General features: G+C 62.8%; 23 protein-coding genes. 15 read left to right on the forward strand and 8 right to left on the reverse strand.

All coding sequences use genetic code 11. The features are described 5' to 3' along the window. Positions 1-210: alpha/beta hydrolase (locus tag ACTHNE_RS07280; protein ID WP_440268898.1), on the forward strand; the 210-nt coding region annotated here is incomplete at its 5' end. A gap of 234 nt (positions 211-444) precedes the next feature. On the opposite strand, the gene upp is transcribed toward ACTHNE_RS07280, so the two are convergent. The 3 genes from upp to ACTHNE_RS07295 all read right to left on the reverse strand — a co-directional run bounded on the left by upp (position 445) and on the right by ACTHNE_RS07295 (position 3,216). Next, positions 445-1,083, reverse strand: coding sequence for a uracil phosphoribosyltransferase (gene upp / locus ACTHNE_RS07285; RefSeq protein ID WP_324946506.1), 639 nt, complete (start codon positions 1,081-1,083; stop codon positions 445-447). A gap of 100 nt (positions 1,084-1,183) precedes the next feature. Then, the gene (locus ACTHNE_RS07290) at positions 1,184-1,498 is read right to left on the reverse strand and encodes a PsiF family protein (RefSeq protein WP_440268899.1); all 315 of its coding nucleotides are present in this window, start codon (positions 1,496-1,498) and stop codon (positions 1,184-1,186) included. Between the two features lie 221 nt (positions 1,499-1,719). Beyond that, a complete protein-coding gene (locus ACTHNE_RS07295; protein ID WP_440268900.1) occupies positions 1,720-3,216 on the reverse strand; it encodes an aminotransferase class III-fold pyridoxal phosphate-dependent enzyme in 1,497 nt (498 codons plus the stop codon). Positions 3,217-3,744: 528 nt separating this feature from the next. On the opposite strand from ACTHNE_RS07295, the gene ACTHNE_RS07300 reads away from it, so the two are divergent. The 4 genes from ACTHNE_RS07300 to ACTHNE_RS07315 are packed head-to-tail and all read left to right on the forward strand — an operon-like array spanning position 3,745 to position 7,282. After that, positions 3,745-4,659 (forward strand): ABC transporter ATP-binding protein, encoded by a 915-nt coding sequence (locus ACTHNE_RS07300; protein ID WP_440268901.1) that lies wholly within the window; start codon positions 3,745-3,747, stop codon positions 4,657-4,659. Beyond that, positions 4,659-5,453 carry an ABC transporter permease gene (locus ACTHNE_RS07305; protein WP_324941635.1) on the forward strand — a complete coding sequence of 265 codons (795 nt, stop codon included), beginning with the start codon at positions 4,659-4,661 and terminating at the stop codon, positions 5,451-5,453. The genes ACTHNE_RS07300 and ACTHNE_RS07305 overlap by 1 nt, the downstream gene beginning before the upstream one ends. A 36-nt stretch (positions 5,454-5,489) precedes the next feature. Continuing rightward, on the forward strand, positions 5,490-6,683 hold the full coding sequence (locus ACTHNE_RS07310) for a sensor histidine kinase (RefSeq protein WP_324941638.1): 1,194 nt from the start codon (positions 5,490-5,492) through the stop codon (positions 6,681-6,683). Then, the gene (locus tag ACTHNE_RS07315) at positions 6,680-7,282 is read left to right on the forward strand and encodes a response regulator transcription factor (RefSeq protein ID WP_324941641.1); all 603 of its coding nucleotides are present in this window, start codon (positions 6,680-6,682) and stop codon (positions 7,280-7,282) included. The genes ACTHNE_RS07310 and ACTHNE_RS07315 overlap by 4 nt, the downstream gene beginning before the upstream one ends. 256 nt (positions 7,283-7,538) lie before the next feature. Here ACTHNE_RS07315 and ACTHNE_RS07320 read toward each other — a convergent pair whose 3' ends face one another. Continuing rightward, positions 7,539-8,906 carry a M28 family metallopeptidase gene (locus ACTHNE_RS07320; RefSeq protein WP_440268902.1) on the reverse strand — a complete coding sequence of 456 codons (1,368 nt, stop codon included), beginning with the start codon at positions 8,904-8,906 and terminating at the stop codon, positions 7,539-7,541. A gap of 89 nt (positions 8,907-8,995) precedes the next feature. Between ACTHNE_RS07320 and queA the strand changes: the two genes are divergently transcribed. The 7 genes from queA (at position 8,996) to motB (ending at position 16,895) form a co-directional block, all read left to right on the forward strand. Next, positions 8,996-10,027 carry a tRNA preQ1(34) S-adenosylmethionine ribosyltransferase-isomerase QueA gene (gene queA, locus ACTHNE_RS07325; protein ID WP_440268903.1) on the forward strand — a complete coding sequence of 344 codons (1,032 nt, stop codon included), beginning with the start codon at positions 8,996-8,998 and terminating at the stop codon, positions 10,025-10,027. A 103-nt stretch (positions 10,028-10,130) separates the two neighbouring features. Next, on the forward strand, positions 10,131-11,258 hold the full coding sequence (tgt, locus tag ACTHNE_RS07330) for a tRNA guanosine(34) transglycosylase Tgt (protein WP_324941650.1): 1,128 nt from the start codon (positions 10,131-10,133) through the stop codon (positions 11,256-11,258). Positions 11,259-11,508: 250 nt separating this feature from the next. Beyond that, complete coding sequence (yajC, locus tag ACTHNE_RS07335) at positions 11,509-11,841, forward strand: preprotein translocase subunit YajC (RefSeq protein ID WP_324941653.1); 333 nt, start codon at positions 11,509-11,511, stop codon at positions 11,839-11,841. A gap of 79 nt (positions 11,842-11,920) precedes the next feature. After that, entirely contained in the window at positions 11,921-13,813 is a 1,893-nt protein-coding gene (secD, locus tag ACTHNE_RS07340) for a protein translocase subunit SecD (RefSeq protein WP_324941655.1), read from the forward strand. A 12-nt stretch (positions 13,814-13,825) separates the two neighbouring features. Further along, positions 13,826-14,791 carry a protein translocase subunit SecF gene (secF, locus tag ACTHNE_RS07345; protein ID WP_324941658.1) on the forward strand — a complete coding sequence of 322 codons (966 nt, stop codon included), beginning with the start codon at positions 13,826-13,828 and terminating at the stop codon, positions 14,789-14,791. Between the two features lie 320 nt (positions 14,792-15,111). Continuing rightward, positions 15,112-15,984 carry a flagellar motor stator protein MotA gene (gene motA, locus ACTHNE_RS07350; protein WP_324941661.1) on the forward strand — a complete coding sequence of 291 codons (873 nt, stop codon included), beginning with the start codon at positions 15,112-15,114 and terminating at the stop codon, positions 15,982-15,984. Next, positions 15,981-16,895 (forward strand): flagellar motor protein MotB, encoded by a 915-nt coding sequence (gene motB, locus ACTHNE_RS07355; RefSeq protein ID WP_440268904.1) that lies wholly within the window; start codon positions 15,981-15,983, stop codon positions 16,893-16,895. The genes motA and motB overlap by 4 nt, the downstream gene beginning before the upstream one ends. A 114-nt stretch (positions 16,896-17,009) precedes the next feature. On the opposite strand, the gene murU is transcribed toward motB, so the two are convergent. The 4 genes from murU to ACTHNE_RS07375 all read right to left on the reverse strand — a co-directional run bounded on the left by murU (position 17,010) and on the right by ACTHNE_RS07375 (position 20,565). Continuing rightward, positions 17,010-17,723: an N-acetylmuramate alpha-1-phosphate uridylyltransferase MurU gene (gene murU, locus ACTHNE_RS07360; RefSeq protein ID WP_440268905.1), complete on the reverse strand. Its 714-nt coding sequence runs from the start codon at positions 17,721-17,723 to the stop codon at positions 17,010-17,012. Continuing rightward, positions 17,720-18,733, reverse strand: coding sequence for an aminoglycoside phosphotransferase family protein (locus ACTHNE_RS07365; protein ID WP_440268906.1), 1,014 nt, complete (start codon positions 18,731-18,733; stop codon positions 17,720-17,722). The genes murU and ACTHNE_RS07365 overlap by 4 nt, the downstream gene beginning before the upstream one ends. A 127-nt stretch (positions 18,734-18,860) precedes the next feature. Continuing rightward, on the reverse strand, positions 18,861-20,198 hold the full coding sequence (locus ACTHNE_RS07370; RefSeq protein WP_440268907.1) for an ammonium transporter: 1,338 nt from the start codon (positions 20,196-20,198) through the stop codon (positions 18,861-18,863). Between the two features lie 28 nt (positions 20,199-20,226). Next, the gene (locus ACTHNE_RS07375) at positions 20,227-20,565 is read right to left on the reverse strand and encodes a P-II family nitrogen regulator (RefSeq protein WP_324941673.1); all 339 of its coding nucleotides are present in this window, start codon (positions 20,563-20,565) and stop codon (positions 20,227-20,229) included. Between the two features lie 312 nt (positions 20,566-20,877). On the opposite strand from ACTHNE_RS07375, the gene ACTHNE_RS07380 reads away from it, so the two are divergent. From ACTHNE_RS07380 to ACTHNE_RS07390, 3 genes are all read left to right on the forward strand, one after another. After that, complete coding sequence (locus ACTHNE_RS07380) at positions 20,878-21,339, forward strand: SUF system Fe-S cluster assembly regulator (protein WP_324941676.1); 462 nt, start codon at positions 20,878-20,880, stop codon at positions 21,337-21,339. After that, on the forward strand, positions 21,336-22,802 hold the full coding sequence (gene sufB, locus ACTHNE_RS07385; protein WP_324941680.1) for a Fe-S cluster assembly protein SufB: 1,467 nt from the start codon (positions 21,336-21,338) through the stop codon (positions 22,800-22,802). The genes ACTHNE_RS07380 and sufB overlap by 4 nt, the downstream gene beginning before the upstream one ends. Before the next feature lie 141 nt (positions 22,803-22,943). Next, the gene (locus tag ACTHNE_RS07390; RefSeq protein ID WP_324941683.1) at positions 22,944-23,384 is read left to right on the forward strand and encodes a lysozyme inhibitor LprI family protein; all 441 of its coding nucleotides are present in this window, start codon (positions 22,944-22,946) and stop codon (positions 23,382-23,384) included.

Consider the following 23,384-nt stretch of genomic DNA (forward strand, 5'->3'; position numbering starts at 1 on the left):
TTGCGCAACGTCGATCGCATCCGGCGCATTCCGGCGGTGATCGTGCAAGGGCGCTACGACGTGGTATGCCCGATGCGCAGCGCGTGGGATCTGCATCGTTCGTGGCCGGAGTCGGATCTGCGCATCGTGCAGGATGCGGGGCATTCGGCGTTCGAGCCTGGCATCACGCATGAGCTGATCGAGGCGACGGATCGCTTCGCGCGTCGTTGAGGCTCAACGCTTGGCTCGCTGACTGATCTTTAGCCGATCGTCATTCCGGCGAAGGCCGGAATCCAGTCAAAATACGTTGTGCGAAGCACTTAAAACCGGTGTTGTGCCCTTCGGGCTCATGTTTGAACTGGATTCCGGCCTCCGCCGGAATGACGGAGAGGGGACGTGGGGTTTTCTGCAAGGACAGCCCCTCACCCCAGCCCTCTCCCCGGAGGGGAGAGGGTGCAAAAAGCATTACGCAGGCAGTTGTTTCGTCCCGAAAATCTTGTCCCCCGCATCACCCAATCCCGGCAAGATGTAGCCGTACTCATTGAGCCGCTCATCGATCGCAGCGGTGTAAATCTCCACATCCGGATGCGTCGCCTCGATGTGCTTCAAGCCTTCCGGCGCAGCCACCAGGAACAAGCCTTTGATGCGCTTGCACCCAGCCGCCTTGAGCATATCCACCGTGGCGACCAGGGTACCGGCGGTGGCCAGCATCGGGTCGACGATCAGCGCGATGCGTTCGTCCATGCGGCCGGTGAGTTTTTCGTAGTAGGTGATCGGTTGCAGTGTCTGTTCGTCGCGCTGCAGGCCGACCACGCTCACCTTGGCCGAGGGGATCAATTCCAGCACGCCCGGAAGCATGCCTAAGCCTGCGCGCAGGATCGGCACGATGGTGATCTTCTTGCCCTTGATCTGCTGCACGCGCACCGGACCGGCCCAGCCTTCGATCTGCGTCTCGACGGTTTCCAGGTCCTTGGTGGCTTCATAGGTGAGCAGCGAGGCGACTTCGGATGCCAGCTCGCGGAATTCCTTGGTGCTGATGCCGGCCCGGCGCATCAGGCCGAGCTTGTGCTGGATCAACGGATGGCGGACTTCGATGATCTTCATGCGGGCGGTTGTGCGAAGGATGTGTGCCGCAAGCATAGCCGGAAACGAAAAAGGCGCCGCCAACGGATGGCAGCGCCTCGAGCCTCGATGTCTGGGAATTTCAGTGCGCTTTTAGGCAGGCACTGACGGCGCTCTTGTAGTCGGCGCCCTTCTTGCCGGCGTTTTCCTTGCTGCATGCGGCCATCTTCTGCTGCTGGGTCATCTTGACCGGCGCAGCGGCAGCGGTATCGCTTTTCATGCAACTGCTGACGGAGCTCTTGTAGTCGGCGCCGGTCTTGCCTTTGGCAGCATGGCTGCAATCGGCCATTTTCTGTTGCGACGACGAGAGCGGTTTGGCTTGCGGTGCGGCGGCGAAGGCGGCGCTGGCGAAAACCAGGGCGGTACCGGCGACGAGCAGGTTCAGGCGCATGGACATGATGCTTCCTCCTGTAGGGGTGACCGGTGCGGATACCGGCTGGCGCAGTCTATGCCGTGCGAAGAAGGAGGGGAACGGGGGAGCTGGGAGCGTTTCGCGGAGCTTTATCTTCCGTAGGTTGGGGTGCAAACCCCAACATTGCCATCTCGATGGAGATAACGATGTTGGGGGTTTGCACCCCAACCTACGATTCAATCCTCTCCATAGGGAGAGGAGGCGCATCAAGCCGCCTGCGCTTCGCTCTTGCGCGGCCCTTCGCGCAACGCATGGCGTACATGGTCGATCACCATGTCCACTTCCGCGCTGGTGATCTTGAAGTGCGGGGTGAAGCGCAGCGAGTTGGCGCCGCCGTGGATCACGCCGATGCCGCGTTCGCGCAGGTATTCCTCGGTGGAATCCGCGCCGTAGCACTTGAACTGCGGCGCCAGTTCGCAGGAGAACAACAGGCCCGTGCCCTGCACCTTGGTGATCAAGCCGCCCAGCTCGTCCTTCAATGCATTGAGCTTGTCGACAAATTCCTTGCCGCGCGCGCGAATGTTGGCGCGCACCTCGTCGGTGAGCTGGTCCAGTGTCGCCAGCGCCACGTCCAGCGCGCGCGGATTGGCGGTCATGGTGTTGCCGTAGATGCCCTTTCGGTACAGGCCGGCGACGCGATCGGTCACCGCCAGCACCGAGAGCGGATATTGGCCGGCGTTGAGCGCCTTGGAGAAGGTTTCCATATCCGGCGGCGCGAGTTTTTCGAAGCCGGGATAATCGATGATCGACAACACGCCATGCGCGCGCAGGCCCGCCTGGATCGAATCGATCATCAGCAGCGAACCGTGTGATTCGGTCAGCTCGCGCGCGGCCTGATAGAACGCCGGCGTCACCGAGCGACCCGGATCGCCTTCGCCCATCACCGGCTCCAGGAACATCGCTTCGATAAACCAGCCATGTTTGTCCGCATCGGCAAACACCGCTTCCAATTGCGTGGTGTCGTAAGGCGCAACGGTAAGCAACGTGTCTTCGTGCCGATAGCTCGCCAGATGCTGCACATACGTGCGGCGCGAGGAATCCGAATACAGCGCCGGACGATCGGTACGGCCATGGAACGCGCCTTTCACCGCGATGCGCTTGATCGTGCGACCGGCATAACGCGCGCCCGGATCGGTCATCAGCTTGGCGTTCACGTCGGCGATGCGGCAGGCCAGGCCGACTGATTCCGAACCGGAGTTCAAACACAGGTAACGCGTGTACGGATTGCTGCCGCGATGGCGGCCGAGTTCGCGCTTCATCGCCTGCGCAAAACGCATCTGCGACACGCTCGGCGTCATCACGTTGGCCATTACTTGCGGACGCGCCAGCGCGGCATCGATGGCAGGGTTGTTGTGGCCGAAACCGAGCATGCCGTAGCCGCCGTTGTCGTGCACCACCGCGCCTTTCATCGTGATCACCCACGGACCGCGCGCGGCGGCCGGCAGATACGGATTGATGGCGTCGTCCGGATAGAAATTCACGAAGTCGCGCTGCGCCTGGGTCATTTGTTCGGCCTCATCCAGCTGCAGGAAATCGCCAAGCTCGGCGCGCAATTCGCGGTGACGGGCAACTGCATCGTTAATGGCTTGGGTCAGTTGCGGATCCAGCGCGGCCATACGCTCGATAGTGGCGTCGTCCAGGCCGGTGGTCCGCGGCTTGCCGCCAAATTCGCGCAGTTCGCGCAGCTGATCGATGACACCCATGACTACTCTCCTCGAATCTGACAGCGCCTCGCGCCCAAAGCGAAGCAGGCCGGCAGGATGTATTGCGTGCGTGAAAGCCGGGCGATCCGCCGGTTCGCACTGCGCCGCGTAGGGAAACTTGGGATGCACCGATCCATTTTGCGTAGGCGGCATGAACTGCAGAAAGCCCGCAGGGTGTGTTGCGTGGTGCAGATAAGACTGGCCGTCTTTTCAAGCCGCGCGACACACCCTGCGGGCTTTCTGCAGTTCACCTTTCGGGCCGTTACTGTCTGTCCGCATTCCTTCGGCTCGTCGGCTCGACAGACGGCCAGTCTGCCTTCGCCGACGAGCCTGTGGTCTGCGAACAGACAGTAACGGTGACGCCCACGCAAAATGGGTCGGCGCATCCCTTGCGCACGGGCATCAGGATAACGGGTGGAAAAGGGCGGCGGTACCCCCGCGGATGACGGCTGTCATGTCCGATCGCTGACGCGGACAACTGCAGAAAAGCGCTTGCCGTGCTTACGCTGCAGTGCAAGGAGGATCACCATGCACACTTCATCCGATGCAGTGGCCCGTCTTGCGGGCGTGGCGAAGCGTTACGGCAGTGTTACCGCGCTCGACGGCGTGGACCTTGTGTTGCAGCGCGGCGAGCTGCTGGCGGTGCTCGGGCCCAATGGTGCCGGCAAAAGCACCAGCATCGGCCTGCTGCTCGGCCTGATCCGCCCGGACGGCGGCCGGGCCGAATTGTTCGGCGTGGACCCGCAGCAGATCGACGCGCGCCGGCGCATCGGCGTGATGCTGCAATCGGCCATGCTGCCGACCACCCTGCGCGTGGGGGAACTGCTGCGCCTGGTGGCGAGCTACTACCCGCATCCGCGCACGCTCCAGGAAAGTGCGGCGTTGGCGGGCATCGGCGATCTGCTCAATCGCCCTTACGGCAAGCTGTCGGGTGGCCAGCAGCGCCGCGTGCAATTCGCGCTGGCCTTGTGCGGACGCCCCGAGTTGGTGTTTCTGGACGAACCTACCGTCGGCATGGATATCGATGCACGCCGCAAGCTGTGGAACGCGATGCGCAACCTGGTTGCCGAAGGCTGCTCGGTGGTGCTCACCACGCATTACCTGGAAGAGGCCGAGGCATTGGCGCAACGCGTGGTGGTGATGGCCAAGGGGCGTGTGCTGAGCGAAGGCAGCGTCGATGCGCTGCGTGCGCAAGTGCCGGTCACGCGCATCCGTTGCGCCACCGATCTGGATGCGCAGGCGGTATCCGCATGGCCACAGGTCAACATGGCGCAACGCGAGGGCGATCGTCTGCTTATCCATACCAGCGAACCGGAAAACGTGCTGCGGCGCCTGCTCGACGCGGACAGCTCGCTGAGCGCGCTGGAAGTACAGCGCGCCGGACTTGCGGAAGCCTTTACCGAGTTGACGCGCGAAGAAGATCAACAACAGGAGGCGGCGTGATGAACAGTTTGTCGATATCCGTGACTGCGACGCCCAGCGCCAACGAGATGCCTGCTCGCCGTGTCATCGGCGCCTATCTTGCCGAGGCGCGCAGCGAATGCCTGCGGTACATGCGCGCACCAGCGTTCATGCTGCCGATCATGCTGTTCCCCACGATGTTCTACTTGCTGTTCGGCCTGGTCATGAATGGTTCCGCCGGTGCACAAACCCTGCGTTACTTGCTGGTGAGCTACGGCGTGTTCGGCGTGATCAGCCCGGGCCTGTTTGGCTTCGGCGTCTCGCTGGCGCTGGAGCGTGATGGCGGCCTGCTCACGTATAAGCGCGCGCTGCCGATGCCGCCCGGTGCCTATCTGCTAGGCAAGATGCTGATGGCGATGGTGGCCGCAGCGGTGGTTGTCTTGATGCTGCTTGCGATCGGCTTGACGCTGGCACACGTCGCCTTGTCCTGGCCGCAGGCCGCCTTGCTGTTGCTTACCGGCATCGTGGGTGTATTGCCCTTTTGCGCGCTTGGCATGCTGGTGGGCACCTTCATCAAAGGCCAGGGCGCACCGGGCACGCTCAACATGGTGTACCTGCCAATGTCGTTCCTGTCGGGCCTGTGGGTGCCGATCGGCATGCTGCCGAAAGTTCTGCAGCAGATTGCCCCGATATGGCCGAGCTATCACCTGCACCAACTGGGTCTGGCGGCGCTGGGGATGACGCATGGCAATGTCATGCAACACATCGCAGCGCTGGCGGGTTTCACGGCAGTGTCTTTCTTCATTGCCGCGCGCAGGCTGCGGCGTTACGGTTGAAGTAGGATGTGGCCGGATGAGGGGAGGAAAGCAGCCATGAACGTTACGACCGCGGTGCGCGCATGGTTTACGCCGGCGCCGGATTCGGAGGCTGCGCGCAATATCCGCAAGGGCAAGTCGCCATGGGCCGATGCCATCCATCTGCTATGGTCGTTCTGGATTCTGGTGGGGCCGATCTTCGATCGTTTCACCTGGACGTGGTTCTGGCTTACGCTGGCGAGCTATCCGATTTTCCTCGCGCTTTACGCCAAATGCTGCGTAGCGTCGCAACGCCAATCGCTGATCTATGCGATGGCGATCATCGTGCTCTCCCTGGTGCTGCTGCCCTGGTATGCCAGCGGCCTTACTTATTTCTGTTTCGGCTGCGTGATGTTCCGCACCTGCCGGATGAGCCTTCGCCGCTATCTGAGTTTCCTTGCTTTGGTCAACGCGCTTTGTCTCGTCGAGGCGTGGCTGGTGCACTACCCGTGGCAGGCGGTGATATGGATGCCTATAACGACATTCATCGTCGCCATGATCGTCTGGGTTGAGCGAACCAATGACGAAAAGGATGCGCAATTGCGGCTCTCGCATGAGGAAGTACGCCGCTTGGCGGCAACGACGGAGCGTGAACGTATCGGGCGTGACCTGCATGATCTGCTTGGCCATACGTTATCGCTGATCACCTTGAAGCTGGAACTGTCGCGCAAGCTGTTCGATCGCGACAGCCAGGCCGCGCGGCGCGAGCTGGAAGAAGCCGAGCGCGTGGCGCGCCATGCACTGGCGGAAGTGCGCGCGGCGGTGACCGGCATTCGTTCCACCGACCTTGCCGCAGAACTGGCTTCGGCGCGCTTGCTGCTGGAATCCTCTGCGGTGCGGCTGGAATACGGCAGCTTGCCCGATTCGCTACCGCAAGAGGTCGAGCGTGCGCTGGCGCTGATCATTCGCGAAGCGATCACCAACGTTCATCGCCACGCTGCCGCCACCGAGGCCCGCGTGCGCTTCACACACACTACGGACAGGCTGGATATGCAGATCAGCGACAACGGCAAGGGAGGACTCACCGAGCTCGGCAACGGCGTCACCGGCATCGGCGAGCGCGTGCGCGCGATCGGCGGAAGCCTTCAGATCGACTCACCGCCGAAGCGCGGTACGCGCCTCTCGATCAGCGTACCCTTGCGCGGACGCAGCGAGCTGCCGCTTTCGGATGCGCTGCCGATGGAGAATCATCTGGCCGGGAGCGCCGCATGATTCGCGTATTGCTGGCCGAAGACCAGGCCATGGTGCGCGGTGCATTGTCGGCGCTGCTCAATCTGGAATCGGATATCGAAGTGCTCGGCTCCGCGCCCGACGGCGAAACGGCATGGCGCGAAGTGCAACGGCTCAAGCCTGACGTACTAGTCACCGACATCGAAATGCCCGGCCTCACCGGCCTGGAACTGGCGCAGCGCATCCACCGCCAGGAACTGCCGGTGAAATGCATCATCGTAACTACCTTCGCGCGCCCCGGGTTTCTGCGCCGTGCACTGGACGCGGGCGTGTCCGGTTATCTACTGAAAGATGCACCAGCGGAAAATCTCGCTGAAGCCTTGCGCATGGTGCACCGTGGCGGGCGTTCGATCGATCCGCAGCTTGCGCTGGAAGCATGGTCCGAAGCCGATCCCTTGAACGATCGCGAACGCCAGGTACTGCGTCTTGCCGGCGAAGGCCAATCGGCCAGCGATATTGCGATGAAGCTCAATCTCTCGCATGGCACCGTGCGCAATTATCTCTCCGAGGCAATTGGCAAGCTTGGCGCAGCCAACCGCATCGAGGCGTATCGCTTGGCAAGGCAGAAAGGTTGGTTGTAGCGAGCTGCATCGTAGGTTGGGTTAGCGCAGCCTAACCCAACATGTTCGAGGCGGCATCGTTGGGTTACGCTGCGCTAACCCAACCTACGATGGCGTTGCCAAGATAGCTGTGACGGTTGACGTGCCGGTGGAATCGGCGGGCCGGTTGTTCGTCGATGGCAAGCTGGTGCGTACGCTCGCGCCGGGCGCCTACGCGTTCTGGAATTTCCGATCCGGTCACGACGCGTACCAAGCACGTCGGGGTTTGCACCCCAACCTACGGGGCGGCAAAACTTCCTGCATCTCCCGGAAATACCACCGGGCTTTCATAACCATCGGCAGAGATGGCCGAGACCCCAAAGAACCAGTCGTCGATCACCACATCTTTCAATACGTAGCGATCGACGTCACCCACGTCACGGCTGTACTGCCATTGCGGCGCGGTCGTGTCACGCCAGTGCACGCGATAACCCGCCGCGCCAGGCACTTTCCGCCAGCTCAGTGTGGTGTCGGTGGTTACGGCGCCGCTGATCGAAACCGGTGACGGCGGCGCCGGTGCGCGTGCAAGCGATGCCATGGCGACGGTGTTCAAGGCCGTGACGCGAGCGAGATAGCGAAAGTCGATGCCATCGATGGTGTCGCCGTACTTGATGCCATGTTCCTCGCGCAGGTCCTGATGCTGGTGCGTGTAGTCTTCGTGGCTTTCGGTGACGCGCACGGCGGGATAGCCGGCTTCCAGAAACGGCACCTGATCGCCGCCGCGTCCATAGCGGTCCGTGCGATAAATCATGCGCACGCGCAGGTCGGGCAGATAGCGGTCGGCGAGCGCCGCCATGTAGCGCGCCACGTTGCGCGAGGGTGAATCGACTTCGCCACCGAAGTAGTTGCGCGTCTTGGCTTGCTCCGGCGTTTCCGTGCTGCGCGTGCCCTCGCTGAAGACGCGCACGGTAGTGTTGTCCTGCGAACCATTCTGGCCGCGGCTATTGCCGACGATGTCGTTGTTGAGATCGGCTTCCACGCGCCAGCCCTGCGCCTTGGCGTAGCCGGCCAGCGCCTTGCCGCCGTACAGGCCTTGCTCTTCGCCGGACAGCGCGGCGAACACCAGGGTGGCGCGGTTGTCCTGCCTGGACAGCAAGCGCGTGGCTTCCAGCAGTGCCGCCACACCGGAGGCATCATCGTTCGCGCCGGGCGCGTCGCTGGTGGCGTTCATCACGTCGCTGACGCGCGAGTCCAGATGCCCGGTCATGACGATCACCCGCTGCGGATCGCTGCTGCCGCGCTTGATCGCCACCACATCCATCACCTCGGTGGGTTTGGGGATGCGCTTGCCGGTGAAAACCTGAGAAGGTGTAACGATCTGCAGACAACCGCCGCACTCGCGCGAGATGCTTTCGAAGCGCGCTTTCACCCAACGCCTGGCCGCACCAATGCCGCGTGTAGGCGAGGTGGTATCGGAAAGGGTATGGCGGGTGCCGAAGCCGGCCAGCGCGGTAATGGTGTCGCGCAGCTGTGCTTCGTCCGGTGCGCTGGCCAGCGCGTGCAAATCGGGCTGGTCGTGCGGATAGGCCGCCGTGGTTTGCGCCAGGGAGGCGCCGGAAAGAGTGAGCAGAAAAGCCAGCGAGCAGGGGATGGCGTAGCGAGGCATGGCGTTGTCCGTGGCTGAGGTGGCGGCCGACTCCAGGTGATTCGGCCGTTTGAGCGATAATCGCCCGCCTCACATCATTGCGCACCCTCTTGAAAAAGTCCGACTTCCATTTCGACCTGCCGCCGGAGCTGATCGCCCAGGCGCCGCTGCCCGAGCGCAGTGCCAGCCGCCTGCTGGTGCTGCAGGCGACGGCACGTACATGGCAGGACCGCATGTTCCGCGACCTGCCCTCCCTGCTGCGCAAGGGCGATCTACTGGTGTTCAACGACACACGCGTACTGCCGGCGCGCCTGTACGGACACAAACCCAGCGGCGGCGCGGTGGAGATTCTTATCGAACGCGTCACCGGTGCGCACGAAGCGACCGTGCAGTTGGGCGTAAGCAAGAAGCCGCGCGAAGGTACGGTGATCGTGCTGGGCGATGGCAGCCATGCCACGGTGCTGGGGCGTGACGAAGGCTTTTTTCATCTGCGCTTCGAATCGCCGGAGCCGCTGGAGCGCCTGCTGCTGAAACTCGGCGAGATGCCGTTGCCGCCTTATATCTCGCGCCACGCCGATGCCAGCGACATGGAGCGCTACCAGACGGTGTACGCGCGCGAGCCCGGCGCCGTGGCCGCGCCCACCGCCGGCCTTCATTTCGACGCGCCGCTGATGAATCAGTTGCGCGGGATGGGTGTGGATTTCGGCTACGTGACCTTGCACGTCGGTGCGGGCACGTTCCAGCCGGTGCGCGCGGAAGAGCTTTCCCATCACACCATGCATCGCGAGTGGCTCAACGTCGGCGCGGGCTTGATCGAGCAGATTCACCGCGCGCGTCGTGCGGGCGGCAGGGTGATCGCGGTGGGCACCACGGTGGTGCGCGCGCTGGAAAGCGCCACGGTGGATGGCCAATTACGTCCGTTTGCGGGCGAAACGCAGATTTTCATTTTTCCTGGTTATCGCATCACCAGCATCGATGCATTGATCACCAACTTCCACCTGCCCCAATCGACCCTGCTGATGCTGGTGTCGGCGTTCGCGGGGCGGGAGTTCATCCTGGATGCCTATCGGCATGCGGTGCAGGAGCGGTATCGGTTTTTCTCGTATGGGGATGCGATGTTGATCTGGCCTGGGGGCGTGTGATTTCGAAAGATATCTCCCTCCCCTGCATGCAGGGGAGGGGAAGATCGCGGCGCGTTTGCGGATTCCGCCTAGGGAAAACGACGTTCAATGTCATAATTCCCCGATGACCTCCATGCACTTCAACCTCCTCACCACCGACGGCGCCGCGCGCCGCGGCCGTCTCACCTTCGACCGCGGCATCGTGGAAACCCCGGCCTTCATGCCGGTAGGCACCTATGGTTCGGTCAAGGCGATGACGCCGCGCGACCTGGTCGAGGTGCATGCGCAGATCATCCTTGGCAATACCTTCCATCTGTTCCTGCGGCCGGGTCTGGATATCGTCGGCGAGTTCGGCGGTCTGCATCGCTTTATCGGCTGGGACAAACCTATCCTCACCGACTCCGGCGGATTCCAGGTGTTCTCGCTGGCGCACAAGCGCAAGATCACCGAGCAGGGCGTGACGTTCGCCTCGCCGGTGGATGGCTCCAAGGTGTTTTTGTCACCGGAAGAGTCGATGCGCATCCAGACGGTGCTGGATTCGGACATCGCGATGATCTTCGACGAATGCACGCCGTATCCGGCCACGGAGAAGGTCGCGGCCGAATCGATGGAGCTGAGCCTGCGTTGGGCCGAGCGTTCTCGCCAGGCCTTCAACGATCTGAACAATCCCAACGCGCTGTTCGGCATCGTGCAGGGCAGCGTGTACGAAAACCTGCGCAAACGCTCGGCCGAAGGCCTGGTCCAGATCGGCTTCGACGGCTACGCAGTGGGCGGGCTGGCGGTGGGCGAGCCGGAAGCGGAGCGCAACCACACGCTGGATGTCACCGTGCCGCTGCTGCCGAAAGATCGGCCGCGTTACCTGATGGGCGTGGGAAGGCCGGAGGATATCGTTGAGGCCGTCCGCCGCGGTATCGACATGTTCGATTGCGTGATGCCTACCCGCAATGCGCGCAACGGTTTCCTGTTCACCGCCAGCGGCACGCTGCGCATCCGCAACGCCAAATACGCCAACGACACCCGCGTGATCGAGGAAGGCTGCGCCTGCTATGCCTGCAGCCAGGGTTTCAGCCGCGCGTACCTGCGCCACCTGGACCGCTGCAACGAAATCCTCGGCAGCCAGCTCGCCACGATCCACAACCTGCATCACTACCAGCAATTGATGGCCGGCCTGCGCGAGGCGATCGCGGCGGGGGGCTTGGAGGATTTCGTGGCCGGGTTCTACGCGCGGCGGCAGGGCGGGGCCGCCGATTGACGCCCGCTCCCCTCCGGGGAGCGGGCCGGGTGAGGGGGCAACCTCGCGAGGGTCTTGCCGATGGCGAACTTTTTTGCGGTTTCCGCGGACAAAACCGGAGATGTGCGGCCAGGCTTGCCGCCCATCCCGCCACTCGCCTCCGTGGGCGGTGGGCAAACGCAAAAAGCCGTACTCATGGCATAATCCAACGTCTTTTTATTGGGCTTGCGACAAAAACTCCAGTCGCAGCCACAACTTGCGGGATAAGCAGATGACTCTTCCGACGACTTTCGTGCTGGCGCAGGCGGCGCCAGGCGCAGCGGCCAATGGCGGCATTTCCATGATCATCATGATGGTCGTGCTGTTCGGCCTGATGTATTTCATGATGATCCGCCCGCAGATGAAGCGGCAGAAGGAGCACCGCCAGCTGGTGTCCAGCCTGGCCAAGGGCGATGAAGTGGTCACCAATGGCGGCATCGCCGGCCGCGTCGACGACGTGGGCGAGACCTTCATCACGGTGGAGATCGCGCCGAACGTGAAGATCAAGCTGCAGAAAAGCGCCGTGCAGCAGGTGTTGCCGAAGGGCACGCTGAAATCGTCCTGATCGCGGTGCGCCGCTCTTTCGATTCAATCAATTCACGCTCCCCGCGGCGACGTCGCCGCGGTTTATCCGGATGCAAGGCATGAGTGATTTTCCACGCTGGAAATACTTCCTGGTCGCCATCGTATTGGTGCTGGGCATCCTCTACGGGTTGCCCAACGTGTACGTGCCGCTGCAGGCGGTGCAGGTAACGCCCGCGCAAGGCACGTCGCTGGATCCAACGGTGCAGCAGAAGGTCATCACCACGCTGCAATCGGCCAAGGTTCCCTACGTCAACGAAAGCCTCAAGCATGACGCCAACCGCGGCGACTACCTGGTGATCGGCTTCGCCAACGGCGACCTGCAGAAAAGCGCGGCCGATACGCTGAAGACCGCGCTGGGTGATACCTACACGGTGGCGTTCAACCTGGAATCCACCGTACCGCGCTGGCTCACTGCGATCGGTGGCCGCGCCATGCCGCTGGGCCTGGACTTGCAAGGCGGCGTGCGCTTCCTGATGGCGGTCGACCAGAACGACATCATCGACCGGCAGGAAAACCGCTATACGCAGGACATCACCGCGCTGCTCAAAGACAAGAAGATTCCCTTCATCTCCGTAACGCGCAACGCCACGCGCGGGCAAGGTGTGAACGTGGTGCTGAATTCCGCTGCCGACCGCACCGCGGCCGGCGACGCCATCGCCGCCGAGTACACCGACCTGGCCATCACCGACGGCGCCAGCACCGGCGATCGCTTCGTGCTCAACGCCACCATCAAGCCGGACAAGCTGCGCGATCTGCAGGTCAACGCGATCCGCCAGAACCTTGCCACGCTCAGCAACCGCATCAATGCGCTTGGCGTGTCCGAGCCGATCATCCAGGCGCAGGGCGAAGACCACATCTCGGTGGAACTGGCCGGTGTGCAGGATCCGGCTGAGGCGAAGAAGGTAATCGGTGCGACCGCCACGCTGGAATACGTCGCCGGTCTCGGCGATGCGCGCGATCCGGCTGTGCAGGATGCGGTGAAGACCGGCAACATCCCGCCCGATGCGCATCTGTACTATGGCCAGCACGGCGAACCTTACCTGGTCAGCAAGAACATCATCGCCAGCGGCGACGAACTGGTCGACGCCGCCTCCGGCAACGATCCGCAAAGCGGCTCGCCGATGGTCAGCGTCACGCTGAACTCGGCCGGCGCGGCCAAGATGCTCGACTTCACGCGCGACAACGTCGGCAAGCCGATGGCGGTGGTGTACGTGGAAAGCACCACCGACACCAAGGTGGTCGACGGCAAGGAAGTGCGCACGCCCAAGACCACCTACACGGTAATCAATTACGCCACCATCAACGGCGTCTTCAGCAACAAGTTCCAGACCACCGGCCTGGCCAGCTCGAAGGCGGCGTCGGAACTGGCGCTGATGCTCAAGGGCGGTTCGCTCGCCGCGCGCATGGATATCGTGCAGGAAGGGGTGATCGGCCCCAGCCTAGGCCAGGACAACATCGACAAGGGCCTGAAGGCGGTGCTGCTCGGCCTCGCGCTGGTGCTGGTGGCTGCCGCGATCTACTACAAGCTGTTCGGCCTGGTCGCGGACGTGGCGCTGTTCTTCAACCTGGTGATCCTGGTGGCGGTGATGTCGATGATCGGCGTCACGCTCACCATGCCGGGCATTGCCGGTATCGTGCTGACGCTGGGCATGGCGATCGACGCGAACGTGCTGATCTGCGAACGCGTGCGCGAAGAGTTGCGCAACGGCTCCACGCCGCTGGCGGCGATCCGCGCAGGCTATGAAAAAGCCTGGGCGACCATTCTGGACGCCAACGTCACCCACCTTATTGCCGCGCTGGCGCTGACCACGATGGGCTCCGGTCCCATCAAGGGCTTCGGTGTCACGCTGCTGATCGGTATCCTCACCTCGATGTTCACCTCGGTCACGGTTACCCACGCAATCACCGCGCTCATCCATGGCGGACGCAAGCTCAAGACGCTGTCGGTGTAATCGGAGAGGGTCATGGAAATTTTCAATCACAACGCCAACGTCCACTTCCTGGGGCTGCGCAAGATCAGCATCGGCATCGCTATCTTGCTGATGATCGCCTCGATCGCGCTGTTGGCCACGCGCAGCCTCAACTATGGCCTGGATTTCACCGGCGGCGTCAGCGTGGACGTTACCTATGACAAGCCCGTCTCGGTGGAAGACGTGCGCGGCGCGCTCAGTACGGGAGGCATCGACAATGCCGTCGTGCAGAGCGTGGGTGGCACGCGTCAGGTATCGATTCGCTTCCAGCCCAAGGACGACAAGCACTACGTGCTGCAGGAAGGCAAATCGCCCAATCTCGACCTGATCTCCAACGACGTGTCCAAGGCGCTGCAAGCCGCACGGCCCGACGCCAAGATCGCCGGCAAGAACTATGTCGGCCCGCAGGTGGGTGAACAGCTGCGCAGCGATGGCGTGACCGCGGCCGTGTTCGTGATCATCGGCATCGGCCTGTACCTGTGGGTACGCTTCGAGCGCCGCTTCGCGATCGCCGCACTGGCCACCGAAGTGCACGACGTGCTGGTGACCCTGGGCGTGATCTCGCTGGTGCAGCGCGAATTCGACCTCACGGTGCTGGCTTCGGTGCTGGCGGTGATCGGCTACTCGATCAACGACAAAGTGGTGGTGTTCGACCGTATCCGCGAACTGTTCCGTTCCTCGCGCAAGGCCGATCCGGAAGAAGTACTCAACCGCTCGATCAATAGCACGCTGTCGCGAACCATCATCACTTCGCTGTTCACCAGCATCGCGATGGCCGCGCTGTATTTCTTCGGCGGCCCGTCGGTGCATGGCTTTGCCATCACCATGCTGATCGGCATCCTGGTCGGCACGCTCTCGTCGATCTTCGTGGCCAGCCCCATCCTGTTGTGGCTGGGCGTATCGAAGAAGGACCTGATGCCGGTGACGAAGGAAAATCCGGAGCTTGCGCGTCGTCCGTAATTTTTCGCGATACGCGAACATGCAAACGGCCCGGTTCGTCCGGGCCGTTTTGTGTTGTGCCGCAGGTGACGAAAAGCGACGGGTTTGTAGGTTGGGTTAGCGCAGCGTAACCCGACGTCTTCGAAGCAACATCATTGGATTACCTTCGGATCAAGCCCGGAGCAACCCAACCCACGCGTACAGTGACTGACGTAAAGCGACAGCTTTGTGACAGCCATTCGCGCTTGATGCACATCACATGGCGCGCACCGCGCGATCTAAATTTCATCCCGCATCGGTCGATAAGCAGGCAGGGCATTGTCGTCCTGAATGGAGTTCTCATGCTTGTCCTGATCGGTTCCGTGGTGGTGCTTGCCTGTGTGCTCGGCGGCTATCTGATGGCGCACGGCCATCTGCTTGCGCTCTGGCAGCCCTGCGAGCTGATGATCATCGGCGGCGGCGCGATCGGCGCGTTCCTTTCCGCCAATCCGCCCAAGATCGTCAAAGGCGCGCTGCAGAACATGCTTGCGCTGTTCAAGGGGCCGAAGTACCGCAAGCAGGATTACGTCGACCTTTTGGCCATGCTCTACGACATCTTCGGCGTAATGCGCAAACAAGGGCTGCTCGGGCTGGAGTCGCATATCGAGGATCCGCAATCGAGCTCGATCTTCAGCGCCTACCCTCGCCTTATCAAAGAGCACCACCTGATCGAGTTCACCACCGACTGCCTGCGCTTGATGGTCGGCGGCAACATGAATCCGCATGAGCTGGAACAGCTGCTGGAAGTGGAACTGGAAACGCATCACCACGAGGCGGAAGCGCCCGCGCTGGCGGTGACCAAGATGGCCGATGCCTTGCCGGGCTTCGGCATCGTGGCGGCGGTGCTCGGCATTGTCACCACCATGTCGCAACTGGGCGGCGATACCTCGCAGATCGGCGAACACATCGCCGGAGCGCTGGTCGGCACCTTCCTCGGCATTCTGTTGTGCTACGGCTTTGTCGGTCCGCTCGCCGCCGCGATGGAAAGCCGCGTGCAGGAAGACGGCAAGGCGTTCGAATGCGTGAAGGTGGCCTTGCTGGCCAGCCTGCGCGGCTACAACCCGAAAGTTTCAGTGGAATTTGCGCGCAAGACGCTGTCGCCGCAGGCGCGGCCGAACTTCCAGGACTTCGAAGATCATCTCAAGGATGCCACCCGCGTGGGAGCGGCGGCGTGAGCGAACAGCAACGGGACATGGTGATCGTGGTGCGCCGTTCGCGGCGCAGGAAGCACGGTCATCATGGCGGCGCGTGGAAAGTGGCCTATGCCGACTTCGTCACCGCGATGATGGCGTTCTTCCTGGTGATGTGGCTGCTCGGCATCGGCTCGCGCCAGCAACGCGCAGCGATCGCCGAGTACTTCAAGAACCCCAGCATGGCGCAAGGCACGGCGACGATGGCGCCGCCCGGCAAGATCGGCCCTGGCGGCGCGAGCGACAGCATGATCAAGCTCGGCGGCGCGATGGACATGCCGCACGGCCCTGGCAAGGACCGTCGCGCCTTGCGCGCGGACGCCGCAGAGATCGAGAAGCTGGCGCGCGAGCGCGAGAAAGAGCGCCTGGAAAACCTGATGCAGCAATTGCACGCTGCCATCGAAAAAAGCCAGGCACTGGAACCGTTCAAGGATCAATTGCTGCTGGACATCACGCCGGAAGGCTTGCGCATCCAGATCGTGGACAAGCAGAACAGGCCCATGTTCGACACCGGCAGCGCAACGCTGGAACCCTACACCGTGGCGATCCTGCACGAGCTGGCCGGCTTCATCGGCCAGGCGCCGAACAAGGTGAGCATTTCCGGGCACACCGATGACGCGCCTTACAGCGGCGTCAGCCACTACAGCAACTGGGAACTGTCCGCCGATCGCGCCAATGCGGCGCGGCGTGCGTTGCTGGATGGCGGCCTGGATGAAACGAAGATCGCGCGCGTGGTCGGGCTGGCGGCATCGGTGCCGTTCGACAAACTCAATCCGGGCGATCCGATCAATCGGCGCATCAGCATCATCATGATGACCAAGCAAGCGCAGGATGCGGCGTTTTCGCAGGAGGCGAGTGCTGTGACGATTGCGCCCAACGCGCCGCATGCACCGTAGGCTGAGTGGCAATCCCAGCATACGCGCGATCCCAGTCACGCCCCGCCGTCATTCCGGCGTTCGCCGGAATGACGATGAGGGGAACAAGCACTACGGACTGGTTGTAGGCTGGGTCTACGCGTTCTCGCCACTGTGTTGCACATTCAACGCAGCGAGCCGCTCCGGCGAGCCCACATCCGTCCACTCGCCACGGTGGTGACTGCCGCTTATCTCGCCCCGTTGCATCGCCGCTCGCAACAGCGGCGCAAGCTTGAACCGCGGATGCTTGTCGTCCGTCGTATCGCCATGGCCGGCAACATCACGCCAATCATCCAGCAACTCACGCCGAAAAACCCCAATGCCGCTGTACGTCAGCCGCGCATCACCTTCGTCACGCAGTTTGCCATCGTCACCCAAGGCGAAATCCCCACGTGGATGATGCGGCGGATTATCCACCATCAATAAATGCGCAACACCATCCGGTTCCGCCGGCAGCGCGCCGAAATCGGCATCGGTCCACACGTCGCCATTGATCACGATAAACGGCTCCGCTCCAAGCAGCGGCAGTGCGTGCAGCATGCCGCCGCCGGTTTCCAGTGGCGTAGGACCTTCATAGGCATAACGGATGCGCAAGCCCCAGCGCGCGCCATCACCCAGCGTTTCGGGAAACTGTTCCGCCAGGTGCGAGGTGTTGATTACCACATAATGCACGCCGATCGCCGCGAGCTTTTCCAGGTGCCACACGATCAGCGGCTTGCCACGCACCGTCAGCAGGGGCTTGGGGGTGTGGTCGGTGAGCGGGCGCATGCGCTCGCCAAGGCCTGCGGCGAAGATCAAGGCGTGCCTCACGTGTGGGCCACCTGGGTGAGGTCGCGGCCTTGCGCGTGGCGTTCGATCAGTGCGGCGAAGTCGGCCAGCTCCGGATAGCTGCGCGCCACCGACACCACGTAGTGATACACGCGCGGCACGTCGGCGAGGTAGCCCGGTTTGCCGTCGCGGTACCACAGGCGATAGAACTGGCCGAGCACGCGCACATGGCGATGCATGCCGGTGAGATCAAACCAGCGCAGGAAGCGTTTGGCGTCGAGGTCAGTACCGATCACACCTGCGTCGCGCAAGCGCTGGCGATAGGATTCCACCCAGCCTTCCACGCGCTCGCGCGGCCATACGATGTAGGCGTCGCGCAACAACGATGCGAGGTCGTAGGTGATGGGGCCGGCCAGCGCGCCCTGGAAATCGATCACGCCGGGATTGTTGTGTTCGACCACCAGCAGATTGCGGCTGTGGTAATCGCGATGCACGAAGACGCGCGGCTGTTCCTGCGCATTGCCGATGATCAACGCGAACGCCGCCTCCAGCACATCCCATTCATCGCTGGTGGGCGTGTGGCCGAGATGGCGGCCGAGAAACCATTCCGGCATCACCTCCAAGCCGCGGACCAGCACGTCGCGATCGAACGGCGGCAAATCGCGGTGATCCATCTGCGTCTGCATGCGCAGCAGCGCGTCCATCGCATCGCCGTAGAGCGCGTCGGCGTTGTGTTCTTCAAGTTCGCGCAGATAGAGCCGGTTGCCGAGATCTTCGATCAGCAGAAAACCTTGTTCGAGATCCTGCGCGTGCACGGCCGGCACATGCAGCCCGGCCGTGGCGAGCTGCTGGCCGATCTTCAGCCACGGACGCGGGTCTTCCTGCGCGGGCGGCGAATCCATCACGATCCAGCTTTGCCCGCCGTGATGCGTGCGCCAATAGCTGCGGAAGCTTGCGTCCGACGAAGCGGACTGGAGCGTGAGCGAATTATCGCGGAGCGTGGCGCGCGTCCAGGCGAGGCGGGCGGCGGCGCGATCGGTTGTGGTTTGCATGCAGGGGTTCGGTGCGGACACGCGGGAAGCTTAGAGCCTGTGTCTGCCGAACGCACGATGCCCGTAGGTTGGGGTGCAAACCCCAACGTCGCCATGCGGCATGACGACGTTGGGGTTTTTGATTCGCTCAGGACAGGTTGTACGCCCGCTCCTCGTGCTCGGCGATATCCAGGCCCACCTGTTCCTGCTCCGGACCCACGCGCAAGCCGATCGCCAGATCCAGCGCCTTGAGGATCACCCAGCTCAGCACACCGCTCCACACGATGGTGAAGCCCACGCCCTTGGCCTGGATCCACAACTGCAGCAGCGGCGAGGTGACGGCGCTATCGAAACCGCCCAGCTTCGGTGCGGCGAACACGCCGGTGAGCAGTGCGCCGATGATGCCGGCGACGGCGTGCACGCCGAACACGTCCAGCGTGTCGTCGTAGCCGAGCTTGTGCTTGAGTTTCGTCGCCGTGAAGAAGCAGGCCGAGCCGGCGGCGAAGCCGATCACCAGCGCGCCGCCCGGCCCCGCGGTGCCTGCGGCTGGCGTGATCGCGACCAGTCCCGCCACAGCGCCCGATGCCGCCCCCAGCACGCTGGCGCGCTTGTGCACCAGCCATTCCACCGCTACCCAGCCGATCACGGCGGCGGCGGTGGCGATCTGCGTCACCAGCATCGCCATGCCCGCGTTGCCGTTGGCGGCCACGGCGGAGCCGGCGTTGAAACCGAACCAGCCCAGCCACAGCAGGGCCGCGCCGATCACCGTGTAGCCCAGGTTGTGCGGCGGCATATGCGTATGCGGAAAGCCGCGGCGCTTGCCGATCACCAGGCAGGCGACCAGGCCGGCAATACCGGCGTTGATGTGCACCACCGTGCCGCCGGCGAAATCCAGCACGCCCAGGTCGCCCAGCAGCGAACCCGGCCCACTCCACACCATGTGCGCGATCGGCAGGTAGACCAGCGTCAGCCACAGGCCGCTGAACCACAGCATGGCGCTGAACTTCATGCGCTCGGCGTACGCGCCGATGATCAGCGCGGGCGTGATGATCGCGAAGGTCATCTGGAACATCACGAACACGCTTTCCGGCACCGTCTGGTACAGCGTGGAAGGCGTGAGTCCGGCCAGCATCGTGCGATCGAACGCACCGAGGAACGAATGCCAGTTCGTCACGCCCGCGTGCATGCCTTCAGTGCTGAAAGCGAGCGAATAACCGTAGACGATCCACTGCACCGTCACCAGCGCGGTGATCGCCAGGCACTGCATCATCACCGACAGCAGGTTCTTCGCGCGCACCATGCCGCCGTAGAACAGCGCTACGCCGGGAATCGTCATCATCAATACGAACGCGCTGGCTACCAGCATCCAGGCGGTGTCGCCAGCGTTGAGGGTGGGCGCGGGCGCGGCTTGCGCGAAGGCGGGCAACGCGAAGCCCGTCGCGGCCAGCGCGGCGATCGGCCGCAAAAGTTGTCGATGCCTGCCCATCTGCTGTTTCCCCTTGTTTGCGTGTATCTCAAAGCGCATCGGCATCCACCTCCTGCGTGCGGATGCGGATCACCTGTTCCAGGTCGCTCACGAAAATCTTGCCGTCGCCCACTTTGCCGGTGCGCGCGGCGCGGACGATTGCCTCCACCGCCAGTTCGACCTGATCGTCGGCCACGGCGATCTCGATCTTCAGTTTGGGCAGGAAGTCGACCACGTACTCGGCGCCGCGGTAGAGCTCGGTATGCCCGCGCTGGCGGCCGAAACCCTTCACCTCGGTGACCGTCATGCCTTGCACGCCGGCCTCGCCCAGCGCCTCGCGCACGTCGTCCAGGGTGAAGGGTTTGATGATGGCGGTAACCCATTTCATGCGCGACGGCTCCGTGAAGGTGGTTTTGCTGCAACACAGCAGCTTGCGTGCCAAGCCGGGGCGGGGCGCGGGAAGCCGCGCCGCAGCGCGGTTTCGGGCCGATTAGTGGGGTGAACCGGGCGTCGTTGTGAATGATTTGGTGCACGGTTTGCATTGTTATGGTGCAAACAGAGGCCGGCGCGGACGAGGTGGGCGTCGCGCGCCGCCGTTGCTGGGCTCTGGCGTTCACCGCGGCGACGGCGTGCAGGTTTGACCCTCCGGTCGCTAATCAGTACCATTTCAGTCCGAATTAGCCCGCGTCCTCTTTTCCCCATGTTTCGTGTCAGCCGACTAACGGACTACGCCACCGTGGTGATGACCTGCATCGCCGCGCATCCGGGCGATGACGTGCTCAGCACGGCCGCGATCGCCGAGCAGGCGCACCTGGAACTGCCCACCGTCAGCAAGCTGCTGAAGTCGCTGGGGCACGCGGGCCTGGTGGAATCCTTCCGCGGCGTCAACGGCGGCTACCGCCTGGCGCGGCCGGCTCAGCAGATCAGCCTGGCCCAGATCGTCGAGGCGATCGAAGGCCCGCTCGGCATGACCGAATGCACGCTCAGCGAAGGCCAGTGCGAACGCGAAGCCCAATGCGGCGTGCGCGGCAGCTGGCAACGCATCAATCACGTACTCGAGAACGCGCTGCGCACGATGAGCCTGGCCGACATGCTGCATCCGGCGGCACCGGCAGTCGTCACTGTGGCACTTACCGAATTGAAAGGCAGGACAGCATCATGACCATCGAGAACGATAGCCCCGTCGTGCTGCGCGACAACGCCGAAGTCGCCGCCGCGCTCGGCCGTCGCTACGAAGCCGGCTTCGTCACCGACATCGAAACGGACAGCCTGCCGCCAGGCCTGTCCGAAGACATCGTGCGCCAGCTTTCGGCGCTGAAAGGCGAGCCGGAGTGGATGACCGGGTGGCGCCTGAAAGCCTATCGCCATTGGCTGACCATGCCGACGCCACACTGGGCCAAGCTCAACATCGCGCCGATCGATTTCCAGGCGATCAGCTACTACGCCTCGCCGAAGAACAAACCCAAATCGCTGGACGAGGTCGATCCGAAACTTTTGGAAACCTACGACAAGCTCGGCGTGCCGCTGCACGAGCGCGCCAAGCTCGCAGGCGTGGCGGTGGATGCGGTGTTCGATTCGGTTTCCGTCGGCACCACCTTCCGCAAGGAGCTGGCCGAAGCGGGCGTGATCTTCTGCTCGATGAGCGAAGCGATCCGCGAACATCCAGAGCTGGTGCAAAAATACCTCGGCAGCGTGGTGCCGACCGGCGACAACTACTTTGCCGCATTGAACTCGGCGGTGTTCTCCGATGGCTCGTTCGTGTTCATTCCCAAGGGCGTGCGCTGCCCGATGGAGTTGTCCACCTATTTCCGCATCAACGCCGGCCACACCGGTCAGTTCGAACGCACATTGATCATTGCCGAAGATGGCGCCTACGTGTCGTATCTGGAAGGCTGCACCGCGCCGATGCGCGATGAGAACCAGCTGCACGCCGCGGTGGTGGAACTGGTCGCGCTGGAAAAAGCGCAGATCAAATACTCCACGGTGCAGAACTGGTACCCCGGCGACGAAGAAGGCCGCGGCGGCATCTACAACTTCGTCACCAAGCGTGGCGATTGCCGCGGCGACGACTCGAAGATTTCCTGGACGCAGGTGGAAACCGGCTCGGCCATCACCTGGAAATACCCCAGCTGCGTGCTGCGCGGCGATCGCTCGGTGGGCGAGTTCTACTCGGTGGCACTGACGCATCACCGCCAGCAGGCCGACACCGGCACCAAGATGATCCACATCGGCAAGGGCACCAAGTCGAAGATCGTGTCCAAGGGCATCAGCGCCGGCAAGAGTTCCAACAGCTATCGCGGACTGGTGAAAGTGGAGAAGGGTGCCGAAGGCGCGCGCAACTACACGCAATGCGATTCGCTGCTGATCGGCAAGAAGTGCGGTGCGCACACTTTTCCGTATATGGAAGTGAAGAACCCCACGGCGATCGTCGAACACGAAGCGACTACTTCGAAGATTTCCGACGACCAGCTGTTCTACTGCCGTGCGCGTGGCATCGGCGAGGAAGACGCGGTGTCGATGATCGTGGATGGCTTTTGCAAGCAGGTGTTCCGCGAGTTGCCGATGGAGTTTGCGGTGGAGGCGAAGAAGTTGCTGGAGGTTTCGCTGGAAGGTGCGGTGGGTTAGCTCTTCTCCCTCTCTCCTATGGGGTGAGGGGCGAATCTAGCGGGAAAGCTCTTCAGGCAAGCTCACCAAAAAAGCAAATCATTGGTTATGACTACAAGCATCACGGTAAGCCTAGCTAATGCCTTCGGAAGGAGTCGCCCAGTGAAAACCTCATGGCTGCTGTTGCTAGCTCTTGCATTTCCCCTCAGCGGGCTTGCTTCCGATTTGCCCTGTTACAACGCTCCTTCGCAAGCCGGCCTCAACGCCTGCGCTGCTTCCGAGTTCACCAAGGCCGACCAGCAACTCAACAAAGTGTGGAAGGCCATCCTGGTCAAGTACAAAGACCAACCGGTTTTCCTGGAAAAACTTAAAGCTTCGCAAAAGCTGTGGCTGCAATTTCGCGATGCGGAAGTTGACGCGCATTTCCCGATAGACAAAGGCGAGGATGCCACGCAATACGGTTCGGCTTATTCCATGTGCGTGAGCCAGGCGCAAACCGAGCTTACGCAGCAGCGCATCCAGCAGCTGCAAGCCTGGCTGAATGGCGCACAAGAAGGCGATATATGCGCCGGTTCCATCAAAAACTCTGCGGATTTGAAGTGA

Origin of the sequence: Dyella sp., assembly GCF_051954575.1 — a bacterium.
Classification (GTDB): domain Bacteria; phylum Pseudomonadota; class Gammaproteobacteria; order Xanthomonadales; family Rhodanobacteraceae; genus Dyella_B.